Here is a 13,612-nt window from a genome sequence, read left to right on the forward strand (position 1 = left end):
CACCATGGCACATTTCACAACACCTGTTCTTATCGTGGGCGCCGGACCGATCGGACTTGCACTGGCGGGCGATCTCGGCTTCCGCGGCCAATCCTGCATTTTGATTGACAAAGGGGACGGCGGTGTCTACCAGCCAAAAATGGACATGGTAGGCATCCGTACGATGGAGTACTGCCGCCGTTGGGGCATTGTCGACTTGGTCGAGGGTGCAGGCTACAACCGCGAATACACGCAGGACTGCGCCTGGGTGACATCGTTGAACGGTCACGAGTTTGGGCGCGAGGAGTTTCCGGCTCCAAAGGATGAGAAATCGCCGCCGCAGAGCCCGCAGCACCGTGAGCGCTGCCCCCAGAATTTTTTCGACCCCGTTCTCAGGCGCTTCGCCGAGCAGTTCTCAGGTGTGCAAATCGTCTATCACACGGAATTGGTCAATTTCTCTGAGAGCGAAGAGGGCTTGCTTGCGACGGTGCGTAACGTGAAGACCGGGGAGATGCGCACCATCGCGGCGAACTACATGGTCGGCTCGGACGGCGGAGCGAGCACGGTGCGACAGCAGTTGGATATCAAGATGGCCGGGGAGCCGGTGCTGACGTACACCACCAACGTGGTATTCCGGTGCGAGGGCCTTGAGAGATTGCACAACAAGAAGCCGGCATACCGATACATCTTTATCGGCTCCGAAGGGACGTGGGCTACGCTCGTGGCAATTAACGGTCGCGATCAGTGGCGCTTCTCTCTGGTCGGCGACGTTACCATGCAGACCCTGACCGAGGCCGACATGCGCAAGGCCATCGTACGTGCGGTGGGTCGCGATTTCGACTTCGAGATCCTGTCGATGCTCCCGTGGGTGAGGCGGCAACTTGTCGCCGAGAGTTATGGCTCCCGGCGAGTATTCCTGGCAGGGGACGCGGCCCACCTCACCTCACCGACTGGCGGCTTCGGCATGAATACCGGTATCCAGGACGCGGTCAACCTTTCGTGGAAGCTTGCCGCCTGTCTCGAAGGATGGGGCGGTAGAAAGCTGCTCGAGTCGTACGAGATCGAGCAGCGCCCAGTCGCTATCCGCAATGTGGAGGAGTCCACGGGGAACCTCAAGCGCATGCTGAATCCGCGCGTCACCGAGCCGCCGAAGGAGTTGTTCGATCCCACACCCGACGGCGAAAAGGCGCGCAAGGCATTCGGCGACGCGTACACCGAACTGATGAAGCGCGAATGGTTCAGCATCGGGATCCATCTCGGCTACGTCTATGAAGGCTCGCCGATCATCGTCCCCGAAGGGACACCGAGGCCGGAGGACACCGTGCAGACATACTCGCAGACGGCTCGTCCCGGCTCGCGCGCCCCGCATGTCTGGCTCGAGGAGAACGTCTCGACGCTGGATCTGTTCGGCAAGGAGTTCGTCCTCCTGCGATTTGGCACCGACGCACCTGCAGGGACGGGGCTCGCCGCTGCGGCAAATGAGCGCAAGGTGCCGTTCAAGGTTGTCAGCGTGAGCAGTGCTGAGGCAGCGGCTCTCTACGAACGAGCCCTTGTGCTAGTTCGCCCGGATGGTCAATGCGCCTGGCGTAGCGACAGTGAGCCAGAAGACCCACTGCAGGTCATCGACATCGTACGAGGTGCGTCGCCGGACGGTGCATCCGTACAGGACGCGGCGTAGACCTGTTTTCCCTGACGTCTGCGCGCGCCCGCGAGGCGATCGGGGGTGCAGTCAGAAGCGGTGCTTGCAGGCAAAACGTCTGACGGCTAGCCGATGGTGCGCACCCCGTTCCGCCCCAGCACTGGACAACAGTTCGCGCCGTGTGCCCCGTGAGCAGCCACGCGTATCAAGAAAATTACATCGATAACTGGAGATAGCTATGTTTCTGAAGAACTGCTGGTATGTCGCCGCCTGGGACGCTGAGATTGACGCGGTGGAGCTGTTCTCGCGAAAAATTCTCGGTGTGCAGGTCGTCTTCTTCCGTGGGGCCGACGGAAAGATTGGGGCCCTGGAAGACAAATGCTGCCACCGGCTCGCCCCGCTATCGCATGGCAGGCGGGAAGGAAACTGCCTGCGCTGCATGTACCACGGTCTCCTGTTCCAGGCGGACGGCCGCTGTGTGGAAGCACCAGGTCAAGAGCGGATCAACGACAAGCTACGGGTGCGCAGCTTTCCGGTTGTGGAGCGAGATCACTTCGTCTGGGTGTGGATGGGTGACCCATCACTGGCAGACAGCCCGCTGATCCATGACTCACATTGGCACGACTGTGAGGACTGGAAAGCCGAACGCGGCGGGTACATGCACTACGAGGCGAATTTCGAGCTGATCGCCGACAACCTCCTTGACTTCTCACATCTCGCGTTCGTGCATCGAAACACCATCGGCTCCTCACGTCAGGCCGAAGTCAAGCCCGTGGTGGAGCGTCTGGAGAACGCAGTGCGCATCAAGTACTTCACGCTCGACTCGCCTGCTCCGCCTTTTGCCCGGAAGCTGACCACGCTTCCGGAAATGGTTGATCGGTTCCAAACCTACACGTGGAACGTAAAGAGCAACTACTTTGTGCAGGATTCCGTCATCGCTAGCGTTGGTGAAGGAATCGATACAGCGAGCAAGAACGCAATGCGTGTGCATACCACGATCGCGCTCACTCCTGAGACGGAGCACACCACTCACTATTTCTGGTCCGCTGCGCATAGCGATTTCAACCCAGCCCTCGAGGGCATCACGCGTCTGTTGACGGAACAGGTTGAGGCGGCCTTCGAAGAGGACCGGATGATGATTGAAGCGCAGCAGAGGACCATCTCGGCCTCATCCGAAGAAGGGATGGTTGCGATCCCCGGCGATGCGGCCCTGATGCAGGCCAGGTGGATGTTGCGCAATCTAATTCGGCAGGAAACAGCGGGGCTTGGCGGGCGCTCAGCCGCTTCAACTGAATTGGAACGCGCTTGAGGAACTGCATCGTGACTGCTTCCATCGTGAACTCTGTTGGCTCCACTCGCCATGAACTGCTCCTAGTCACGGTCGCAGGTGTTCGCCACGCGGCGTGCGATGTCGTTGAACTGGAGCTCATCTCCGAGACGGGCGACGAGTTGCCTCATTTTGAGCCTGGGGCGCACATTGACGTGCACCTGCCCAATGGTCTTGTGCGCCAGTACTCGCTGTCCAACTACGGCAAGTTCAGCGGCGCGTATCGAATCGGGGTGGCACGCGCGGAAATCAGCCGTGGCGGCTCGTCACACATCCATACCGAGATTCAGGCTGGAAGCAGACTACTTATCGGGGCGCCTCGCAACAATTTCCCGCTCGTTCCCGATGCATCGCGCTATCTCTTCGTCGCTGGCGGCATTGGCATCACTCCCATCATGTCGATGATACGGTGGTGCGACCTCAACAAGAAGCCATGGCGCCTTCTGTACTGCGTAAGGAGCAGGAGCCGGGCGGCATTCTGGTCGGAGATCAGCAAGCTGTCGTTCTCGGAACTGACGTTGCATTGCGATGAAGAATGCGGAGGGGATAGGGCTGATATCAAATCGCTTATAGCTAGCGTGAAAGCGGGGGAACACATCTACTGCTGTGGTCCGGCAGGCTTGATGCGAGCTGTAGAAAACGCCGCTCGTTCCTTTCCAGCCGATGCCGTCCACTTCGAGTGGTTCTCGCGCGCGGAGGAGGATGCCCAGTCCAAGCCAGGCGATCAGCAATTTGACGTGGTGCTGCGTCAGAGTGGCAAGACCATCTCTGTGTCTGCGGAGAAGACGATCCTCGAAGCGCTTGAGGATGCCGACGTCATGGCCCCATTTGGTTGCCGTGAAGGGCTCTGCGGATCCTGTGTGACGACTGTGTGCGGCGGTGAACCAGATCATCGCGATCAGGTTCTGACTGAAGCGGAGCGGAAGTCGGGAAAGGTGATGATGATCTGCGTATCACGTGCGAAAGGGGATCGAATCGAGCTGGATCTCTAGCGGGCCCGTACCGACGCGCTGAACATCAACCTCAACATGGAACACCTTAGACAATGACCTATCCAAAGCTGAGCCTGCTGATTGACGGCGAATGGATCGAGAGCGGCCGACCCACCAGGACTGTCAGAAATCCCGCCACTGGCGATGTACTCGGTGATCTTCCCATGGCCTCGAAAGAGGACATCGGCCGCGCTATCGATGCTGCGGATCGGGCCTTCGCGCAATGGAAGCGCGTATCACCGTTGGAGCGCGCGCGCGTACTGGCCCGCATCTCATCTGCAATTCGGACCGGTGCCGAGGTCCTGGCGAGCGTGTTGACGATGGAGCAGGGCAAGACTCTGCGGGAAGCACGCGCCGAGATTGAAGCAACCGCCGATACCTTCGAATGGATGGCCGAGGAGGGAAAGCGTGTCTACGGTCGCATCGTCAGTCCTCGATTGGCTGGTGTTGAGCAGTTGGTACTGTATGAACCGGTCGGGCCAGTGGGTGCGTTTTCCCCCTGGAACTATCCTGCCGTTCTCGCGGCCCGGAAGGTTGCCACGGCGCTTGCCGCGGGATGCACGGTCGTCCTGAAACCCGCCGAGGAAACTCCGGGCATTCTGGTTGCGATCGCGAAACTATGCCTTGAGGTCGGCCTCCCCAATGGCGTGTTCAATGTCGTCTTCGGGGACCCAGCGCAGATCTCTGAGCACCTGATTTCTTCACCGAAGATCAGAAAAATCACCTTCACGGGCTCTGTTCCCGTAGGTCGACATCTTTCCGCACTGGCTGGTGCGGCGATGAAGAAGATCACTCTTGAGCTCGGCGGGCATTCCGCTGTCATCGTTGACCGCGACGTGGACGTGACGCGCTTCGTCGAGCTCGCTGCGGCTGCGAAGTTCAGGAACGCCGGCCAAATCTGCCATGCGCCTACTCGCTTCTTCGTACACAACGAGGTCTACGATGACGTTGTGCGGCAGTTTTCCGACCGGGCGGCCGGCTTGCGCCTTGGGAATGGGTTGATACCCGAGACTCAGATGGGCCCGCTGCTGAATGAGAGGCGCATGGCGGCGATGCGGGATATGACTGCCGATGCGGTCGGGAAAGGCGCGAAAGTCGTGACGGGTGGGAGCGCCGCAGAGGTGCATCCCGGTGGCCACTTCTGGCGTCCAACCGTCATTGCCGAAGCCGATGGCGATATGGAGGCCATGCGGTCCGAGGTATTTGGCCCAATTGCGCTGTTCTCCCGATTCAACACGGTCGGTGAAGCCATCGATGCCGCGAATCGAGTCGAGCTGGGACTTGGCTCCTACGCATTCACTGACTCAGTGAAAACCATGCATGAAATCCAGGAGAGGATCGAGGCGGGTTTCGTCAGTTTCAATGCTTTCTCCAGTCCACCACCGGAGATGCCGTTCGCCGGGATTAAAGATAGTGGACTTGGCTGCGAGATGGGGATGGAAGGGTTGCTTGAGCACTTCAACGTCAAGTCGGTGCTTCGAAGCGCCACGTGACCACTTGTAGAGGAGATTGCGTCAGTGAAAAGTTATGACATCGTTGAATGGGGAAAGCCGCTACAGACGGTCCTGCGTGAGCGACCGCGCCCTATCGGAGCCCAGGTTCTCGTCAAAGTAGAGGCGTGTGGAGTTTGCCATAGTGACGTCCATATCTGGGAGGGCTATCTCGATATGGGAGGCGGCAAGAAGGTGTCCTTTGAGGATGTCGGGGTCAAGCTTCCGTTCACCTTGGGCCACGAAATCGTCGGGGTCGTCGAAGAAGCGGGCCCTGAAGCAGCGGTCCCGGTTGGCATGCGGTGCGTGGTATATCCATGGATAGGGTGCGGCACGTGCCGTCACTGCGCGAGGGGAAACGAACTGGACTGCGCGGCGAACGTCGGGCTCGGCACACGGAAAGCGGGTGGTTACAGCGACTATGTCGTGGTCCCTCACGACCGATACGTCATCGACTATGGCAGCATTGATCCGTATGTTGCTGCCACCTCTGCCTGCTCGGGCCTCACCGCGTACTCGGCGTTAAGGAAGCTGCCTGAGTATCAAGCCGACGATACCGTTCTGCTGATCGGCGCCGGGGGTCTTGGCCTCGCCGCGCTGGGCCTGGCTTCGGTCCTGACGCCGGCAAAGATCCTGGTCGCGGATATCGACGACCCCAAGCTCTCGATCGCCGCAGCTCATGGTGCAGCCGGAACCATCAACACTGCACAGCAGAACTCAATTGGTCGATTGCGGGAAATGGTGGGCGAAGGCGTTCGCGGCGTCATTGACTTCGTTGGTTCACCGGAAACTCTGTCGTTTGCAATCCAATCGGTTGGGAAAGGCGGAACAATCATCGTTGTCGGTCTCTTCGGCGGAGAACTTCCTCTGTCAACGGCGCTGCTACCGATGCGCAACCTGACTCTTCGTGGATCATACGTCGGGTCTTTGCAGGAGATGAATGCACTCATCGATCTCCTGAAGCGACGGAACGTACTCTCTGTCCCATTACACAAACGACCGGTCGGCACGATCAACGAAATGCTGCATGACCTGAAAGCCGGACGCATCAACGGGCGGGCCATCGCCGTAATGGACCACGCATAAACCGTCCGGAAATCGGCCGTCAAAACGGTGGAAAAAGGCTCGATGAAGCCCACGTACCCTAGGAGACAACCATGTCAACAAGCAGACGCAGGTTCAATGGCGCAGCGTTAGGGCTCTTTGCCACAGCAGCGCTCCCCCGATTGGCTCAGGCCGTAGCGTGGCCGGATAAACCCATAGAATGCGTGGTCGGATACTCGCCTGGAGGGGGAGTGGATTACATCATGCGCTCCATCGCACCGGGCCTGGGAGGGCGGTTGGGCAAGCCGGTGGTGATCAGCAACAAACCTGGCGCGGGGGCCATTATCGCCGCCAGTTATGTAGCGAGGGCAGCAGCAGATGGGCACACGATCTTCGGAACCGACGGCTCTGCACCGGTGCTCAACAGCGCGCTGTACCCCGAGCTTCCCTACGATGCGGCTCGCGATTTTGCCGCGGTGACTCTGGTGGCGCGGGTGCCACTATTGATCGTGACACACCCTGACGTTCCGGCCAAAGATCTTCCTTCGTTGATCGCGTTATGCAAGCGTTCGTCTGTCAGCTATGCCTCGCCCGGGAAAGGTACTTACCACCAACTCGCAATGGAGTTACTGAAACGGCGAGGCAGCTTTGACGCTGTCGAAATTCCGTTCAAGGGTGCTGCTCCCTCAATGCAGGCTGTGCTCGCTGGACACGTGCCGATCGGGCCGCTCGATGCAGCAATCGCCTTGTCCCATTTGCGGGCAGGCAAGCTGAAAGCCTTAGCTGTGCTAAGCAAGACTCGTATCCCGCAACTTCCCAATGTACCCACCGCCGAAGAGCAGGGAGTCGCCGATGCCGAAGCGTTTGCATGGACCGGAATTCTGGCACCAAAGGGTACGCCGCGCCCTATCGTGGACAGGTTAAGTGCGGAAACGGCCATGGTTTTGAAGTCGACGGAGATTCGCGAGCGCTTTATAGACCTCGGAATGGAACCTGTCGGCAACAAACCGGCGGAGTTCAGCGACTTCATTACAGCGGAGGTTCGCCGGTGGCACCCACTCATCAAGACCTTGGGCCTTAGGCTCGCCTGAAGGCGTAACAACTCCCGGGCGCCCCAGGCGATTCGGAGACCCGTAGCTCGATTCGATCGTCTGAAGGTTGTGACGACTGAGACGGTGTTACTGGCATAGACGACATAGGTTCGACTTCATTCCTCGATTGCTCGAGATGCAAGCCGAGTGCCCACTTCAACAACGGTTTAGAAACCTGATATTTGAGATCTGCTCATGAAAATTGCATCTTTCAACGATTATCGTGTCGGCGTCGTCGAGGGCGACACCATCTATGACATGACAGGAGAGCTGCCTGCCTTTCTCGCCGAAATGCCGCGCCAACGCATCAATTGGCTGATCAGCCACTGGTCGGATCTGCGGCAGACATTCGGTGAGCATCGGCAGAAGGGGAAGGCGCTGCCGTTGGCCAGCGCACGACTGCTGCCGGCCAATCCCGCGCCCCAACATGTTTTCGCGGCTCCGGCGAACTACCAGAAGCACATCGGCGAGCTGGGCGAGCGAGTGGTAACGCCAGGCGGGCGGTCAGCGCGTGAACAAGGCTTCTTCCTCAAAGCTCCCGGCTCCTTGGTCGGTGCGGGCGGTCAGCTGCAACTTCCCAAGGGTTCAGCGCGACGCTTTGACCATGAGTCCGAGTTGGCCGTGGTCATCTCGAAAGAGGCCCGCAACGTGCCGCGCAGTGAGGCTATGGACTACGTCTTCGGCTATGCGTGCTTGATCGACGCGACGATGCGTATCGAAAAGGGTGTAGCGGAAGAAGAGCGCTCGATGCGCAAGTCCTTCGAGACATTTACGCCACTCGGTCCATGGATCGTTACGGCAGACGAAGTGGAGTTCCCCCAAAAGCTCGGGAACAAGCTGTGGGTGAATGGCGAACTCCGGCAAAGCGCAAATACCGGTGAAATGATCGTGGGGATCGAAGAACTGATTGAGCTGGTGTCCTCAGTGCTTACCCTGCAGGCAGGCGATGTCATTGCCACTGGCACGCCGGAGGGCGTTGGTCCGTTCGTCCCCGGCGATGAGGTGCGGATCGAGATCGAAGGGGTTGGGGCGATGAGTCTATCGGTGAGCGAGACGGATGTTCGAGCACCGCGCCCGTACTGAGAGAGGGCGTGCTTGCTAAAGCAGGATCCTGGACAGCCGCACTCACAGTGCGGCCACCGCCATGCATTCCTTCTGGAGCGAGCGCTGTCAGTGCGGCATGCCATGGTAAGTACGGCAACCGGTGACAGTTTGGTACTCAATAACAGGTTGGGAGACGAGCGATGAAACACAAGGCTCTACTGGCTACACTCTTTCTTACACTGGCGACGTCAGCCTCGGCGGCCCGACTTTATCCAACCAAGCCGGTTACGATCGTGGTTCCATTCGCTCCTGGAGGGGGAGTCGACATCATCACAAGGGCCGTTGGCGCGAAACTGGCGGAGCGCTGGAAGCAGCCCGTTGTGATTGAGAACAAGGCAGGCGCGGGCTCCGCGATTGGAGCGGCTCAAGTCGCCCGATCTCCGGCCGATGGCTATACCCTTCTGGCAACGGTGAATCAGTCGATCGTCGGCAATCGCTTCCTATATAAAAAGTTGGGCTACGATCCCGACAAGGATTTCGATCCTTTGACCCTGATGGTGAAGGCAGATCAACTCATCGTAGCGAATGGAAGCCTCCCCGTGAATTCGCTTAAGGACGTGGTCCGACTTTCGAAAGAAAAGCCCCGTTCGTTATTTTATGGGTCATATGGAAAAGGCAGTCAGCCGCATTTGCTTTTTGCGTCGATCGCGGATCATGAAAAAATTGATATTACACATGTTCCCTATAACGGTGTATCGCAAAGCCTTACCGCCCTGGCAGGCGGCGAGGTGGCCTTGGCCTCAGCTAGCTCCGGTGTAATTGCTCCCCTTGTTCAGGCGGGAAAGATCAAGCCCATCGCTGTGGCGGGAGATAAGCGCGTTGCGCGCTTTCCCGACGTACCCACCGTCGCAGAGCAGGGATTTCCCTACGCGAAGATTTCCATCTGGTATGCCCTGTTCGCACCCGCGGGTACGCCGGCTGCAGTGTCCGACCGAATCCGTGCCGATGTGCGTGACATCTTGCGCGACCCCGCATTCATTGACCAGTACCTCAAACCGCGAGACCTTGAAGTGGTGGCCAGTGATGGCAAGCAACTGCGCGCCGTTATTGCGGAAGAGGTCCAGGCTACTGCTGCCATGATCAAAACGGCCGGAGTGGTTGCGGAGTGACCGCATTTTGGAGAAACACGAGCGGCTATGGCCGAAACCACCATGAATGACGACATAGGCTTTAACGCGAAAGCGAGAAGGGTAGAGGAGCCGCTGGCGGCAGGGGCTACCATGCGCGCTATGTGGATTGAGCGATATGGTGGGCCGGAAGTGGTCCGTGTTGATTCCGACATGCCGGTACCGACCCCGGGACTGGGGGAAGTGCTTGTAAAGGTCGAGTGTGCCGGGATCAATTTCATGGACATCCACACGCGCCAGGGAAAGTACGCTCACTCTCGTACCTACTCTGTAGGTCTGCCCTGCATACTCGGAATGGAAGGCTCTGGCACCGTTGTACAAATAGGCGAAGGTGTCACCCATCTGCGGCAAGGTCAGCGTGTTGCCTGGTGCATCGCATGGGGGAGCTTCGCGGAGTACGCGTGTATCCCTGCAAACAGGATCGCCGTACTTCCCGATTCAATTGGCTATGACTTGGCCGCGGCCGCGATGTTTCAAGGCTGCACTGCCCACTATCTGGTGCACGACGTCGCCCGTCTCTCGGCAGACAGCGTCTGCCTGGTCCACGCGGCTTCAGGGAGTATCGGCCAAATTCTCATCCAGCTGGCAAAGAGAGTCGGAGCGAGAGTCTTTGCGACTGCCAGTACTGAGGATAAGTGCCGAGTCGCAAGGCAACGCGGTGCCGACGCAGCCTTTCTTTACGAAGAGGGCCGTTTCGCAGATGTGGCGCGAGACTTGACCTCCGGCGCAGGCGTGGACGTGGTGTTCGACTCCCTCGGCCGCGCCACATTGCGGGATAGCTTCCGCGCGACGCGCAAGCGCGGTCTTATCATCAACTATGGAAACGTATCCGGGAGTATTGCTGACCTCGATCCCTATGAACTGGGGGAAGCTGGTTCACTCTTTCTGACCCGGCCCCGGCTAGCGGATCACATGGCTGATGCCGGTACGGTACAGCACAGAGCCGATGACATTTTCGCGGCAATCAGCGACGGCTGGCTGAAAATCGAAATCGCGAATCACTATTTGTTCGACCAGATTGCCGAAGGGCATGCCCGTATCGAGTCCCGACAACAGATAGGTAAATCGGTAGCCTGGATCCGATGACGGGAAGCAGACATGCTACAAACTCTGGAGCAAGCATGAAATCGCCAGGCCGAGAAAATCGATTGAAGGAGATGATTTACGAACGACGCGCCATCTGGTTCCCGGTGCAGGCAACGCGCTGGCGGCGCGCGTAATCGAAAGTCTGGGATTTGAAGCGGTGTATCTGAGCGGAGTAGGACAGACGAATCAGTTCTATGGCATGCCCGACTTGGGATTCATTGGACTCAACGACGTCGTGCAGAACGCAGCCGCTATACGCGATGTCGTGGATTTGCCATTGATCGTCGACGCCGATACCGGCTTTGGCAATGCGTTGAATGTGAGACATACGGTCAGAAATCTGGAAAGAGCCGGTGCCAATGCCATTCAACTGGAGGACCGGGTGATGCTGAAGAAATGCGGCCACCTCTCAGGTAAGGCCTTGATAAGCCTTGACGAAATGGTCGGAAAGGTGAAGGCCGCAGTTGATGCCAGACATTCCACAGACTTCCTCATCATCGCCAGAACAGATGCATCTTCGACACGAAGGCGTCGACATCCGCAATGGTGATTCCAGCCAGCGAGTCCAGGGTGGGACGCAAGCTGTCGAAAAACCATGCCAATCTCTCCGACCGAGTTGAGATGGTCACTGGTGAGAGACCGCGCTCGTCCCGCAGGTACACGGCGAATTCGTTGATCTCCTCGGGGAATCTGCGCGGAACTGATGCTTCGGCGAACAGGTTCATGCCTCGAAGCCACGCTACGACAAAGCGTATGAAAACCACAGCGGACGACGTTGCATCCGTGACGCCGCCCGGCTGCTGCAGAACATGCATCCTGCGCTCGACAGCACGTTGGACATCGAGCGCTGTAAGCGCGCCTCTGCTCAGGTCTAGGGCGGGTGCGACGGTCATCAATATCCACGCGATCTTGACCTGCATCCGGCGCGAGTACCCTTGCTTCGCGCACGACTCGACAAACTGTTCCCGGGCTTCGGCATAGGGACCTTCGTGATATCGGGCCAACACACCTGGGTACTTGAAAAGAGTCTCATACATGCTTCGCCTCCTCAAAACAGCGAGGCTAACCATGATAGGCGGGGCGAAAATTATGTGGCCTGGGTCGCAACAAGACTGGCCAAAACCACCGCGTCGGAGGCGATCGCGCTCATAGATTTGGGCGCCACATACTGCGCCGGCGAATGCGGGCGCGACGGCTCGCCGGCCGGCGTGCTGGCCAACACCGTGCGTCATTCGCGCCCGCAAAAGATGCTCGCTGGGTCCTCATCGCGGCGCAGCGGACGGTGTGCATTGAAGTCGCGGTTCGACGACACTTGACAACAGCACCCAAGGGGAGCGAAGGGCGCGTGCGGTGGCCGCCACGCGCCTTGTCACCGGCGTGTTCCGTGACGGCTCCCGCATGTGCCTCGCGAGAACTAGATGTTAGAAGATGTGCTTCATCCCCACCATGGCGCCGAGTTGGTTTCCACCGGCATTGGTGTTGGTGCCGGCTTGGCCGGCATTGACCGACAAGGTGAGGTTGCCGCGGTTATCGATATAGCCTGCCGTTGCGTACACGGAAGTGCGCCTGCTGAAGGCGTATGTGCCACGTGCTGCGAACATCCATGCCTTATTGGCGCTGTCGTGGAACCGCTGGTGAAACCCTTCCGCATCGACGCTAAAGGCCGGTGTGATAGGAAAGGACGTGCCAAGATAGTAGAGGTCGCTGATTGGCGTTGGGCTTCCTTCATTATTTCGACGGAGCCAGCCACCACCAATCTTCGCCTGGCCGAGCATGAAGTAGCCGTTGATGGAAAGACGATCGTCCTTTAGATCGCTTCTGGTGAGGCCGCCAAAGGCACCGGCACCACCACGTTGCGAGTCATATGCGGCCCCGATACTCCATGATGACGTATCGTACTTGAGTAGTACGGACCATTCGCGACAGGCTGATTTGTCGGCTGGGCTTTCTCCAGCGCAGTTCGTACCGGCGGGGCTCGGCCCCGCATTGACTGAATCGCGACCGAAGCTGTAGGTAGCGCCGATAGTAACGCCACCAAAGGTTCCCTTGTAGGAAAGGGCGTTATCCGCCCGCGCATTGGGCAGGTAGGTGTCGAACGACCCGGAGCCGAAAATGTTCGGTCCGAGCATGTCCGGTTCCGCCATAGCCCAGAACAACATCGTGTACTGTCGACCGACCGCGGCCTGTCCCCATTGGCCACTAATCCCAACAAGAGCTTGACGGCCGAAGATGCGCCCTCCTTGATTTGCGACGCCGGTGTCTGGCGCAAAGCCCGATTCGAGCCAAAAGAGTGCCTTGTTTCCTGCGCCGAGATCTTCCGTTCCTCGCAGACCCCAGCGCGACGGAACTGTGCCGGAAAGATTCGGCATGAACGCTACGGAACTTCGGCTTGCACCGACTCCGTTTACAAAGGCTACTCCAGTGTCCACCACGCCGTAGAGCGTCACCGCGCTCTGTGCGTGAGCAGGCGTGGTTATCAGAGTGACTGTCGCCACCAAGCCAGCGATCTTCGTGTGGAATTTCATTCTTGTCTCCTCGATTTTTTGTTGTGTGCGCTCCGTGCAGACGTAGGGATAGCCACGCTTAGCCCGAGGCGCGTCTTTTAATGCAAGAAAAATTTCGATTGCCGTTCCGTCGACAGTAGAACAGCGCCTGGTACGCGGCACTGACGGGTTCTCTGATAAGGACACATTAAGTCGGATCCGATCTGGATAATCCGTGAGTGTGAAAAGC

General features: G+C 58.7%; 11 protein-coding genes and 1 pseudogene. 10 read left to right on the plus strand and 2 right to left on the minus strand.

Features of this window, described 5'->3' with window-relative positions:
- The first annotated feature begins 4 nt into the window (after positions 1 to 4).
- From RR42_RS24050 to RR42_RS38775, 10 genes and pseudogenes are all read left to right on the plus strand, one after another.
- Positions 5 to 1,657, plus strand: a complete 1,653-nt coding sequence (locus tag RR42_RS24050) for an FAD-dependent oxidoreductase (protein WP_043353642.1) — start codon at positions 5 to 7, stop codon at positions 1,655 to 1,657.
- Between the two features lie 199 nt (positions 1,658 to 1,856).
- A complete protein-coding gene (locus RR42_RS24055; RefSeq protein WP_043353645.1) occupies positions 1,857 to 2,927 on the plus strand; it encodes an aromatic ring-hydroxylating dioxygenase subunit alpha in 1,071 nt (356 codons plus the stop codon).
- An 11-nt stretch (positions 2,928 to 2,938) separates the two neighbouring features.
- Complete coding sequence (locus RR42_RS24060; protein WP_144409935.1) at positions 2,939 to 3,937, plus strand: PDR/VanB family oxidoreductase; 999 nt, start codon at positions 2,939 to 2,941, stop codon at positions 3,935 to 3,937.
- A gap of 53 nt (positions 3,938 to 3,990) precedes the next feature.
- Complete coding sequence (locus RR42_RS24065; protein WP_043353647.1) at positions 3,991 to 5,430, plus strand: NAD-dependent succinate-semialdehyde dehydrogenase; 1,440 nt, start codon at positions 3,991 to 3,993, stop codon at positions 5,428 to 5,430.
- A gap of 24 nt (positions 5,431 to 5,454) precedes the next feature.
- Positions 5,455 to 6,513, plus strand: a complete 1,059-nt coding sequence (locus RR42_RS24070; RefSeq protein WP_043353649.1) for an alcohol dehydrogenase — start codon at positions 5,455 to 5,457, stop codon at positions 6,511 to 6,513.
- A gap of 209 nt (positions 6,514 to 6,722) precedes the next feature.
- The gene (locus RR42_RS24075) at positions 6,723 to 7,562 is read left to right on the plus strand and encodes a Bug family tripartite tricarboxylate transporter substrate binding protein (protein ID WP_052494910.1); all 840 of its coding nucleotides are present in this window, start codon (positions 6,723 to 6,725) and stop codon (positions 7,560 to 7,562) included.
- Positions 7,563 to 7,757: 195 nt separating this feature from the next.
- Positions 7,758 to 8,645 carry a fumarylacetoacetate hydrolase family protein gene (locus RR42_RS24080; protein ID WP_043353652.1) on the plus strand — a complete coding sequence of 296 codons (888 nt, stop codon included), beginning with the start codon at positions 7,758 to 7,760 and terminating at the stop codon, positions 8,643 to 8,645.
- 161 nt (positions 8,646 to 8,806) lie between these two features.
- Positions 8,807 to 9,775, plus strand: coding sequence for a Bug family tripartite tricarboxylate transporter substrate binding protein (locus RR42_RS24085; protein ID WP_043353654.1), 969 nt, complete (start codon positions 8,807 to 8,809; stop codon positions 9,773 to 9,775).
- A 111-nt stretch (positions 9,776 to 9,886) separates the two neighbouring features.
- Positions 9,887 to 10,879, plus strand: a complete 993-nt coding sequence (locus tag RR42_RS24090; RefSeq protein ID WP_043357768.1) for a quinone oxidoreductase family protein — start codon at positions 9,887 to 9,889, stop codon at positions 10,877 to 10,879.
- A gap of 35 nt (positions 10,880 to 10,914) precedes the next feature.
- Positions 10,915 to 11,399 (plus strand): annotated as a pseudogene (locus RR42_RS38775) (isocitrate lyase/PEP mutase family protein); the annotation flags it as partial.
- Here RR42_RS38775 and RR42_RS39870 read toward each other — a convergent pair.
- On the minus strand, positions 11,374 to 11,916 hold the full coding sequence (locus tag RR42_RS39870) for a hypothetical protein (RefSeq protein WP_052494911.1): 543 nt from the start codon (positions 11,914 to 11,916) through the stop codon (positions 11,374 to 11,376). The pseudogene RR42_RS38775 and the gene RR42_RS39870 sit on opposite strands and share 26 nt — an antisense overlap.
- Positions 11,917 to 12,300: 384 nt before the next feature.
- Positions 12,301 to 13,404: a porin gene (locus tag RR42_RS24105; protein ID WP_043353658.1), complete on the minus strand. Its 1,104-nt coding sequence runs from the start codon at positions 13,402 to 13,404 to the stop codon at positions 12,301 to 12,303.
- Positions 13,405 to 13,612 lie beyond the last annotated feature (208 nt).

It is taken from the genome of Cupriavidus basilensis, assembly GCF_000832305.1.
In the GTDB taxonomy this organism is placed as follows: Bacteria; Pseudomonadota; Gammaproteobacteria; order Burkholderiales; family Burkholderiaceae; genus Cupriavidus; species Cupriavidus basilensis_F.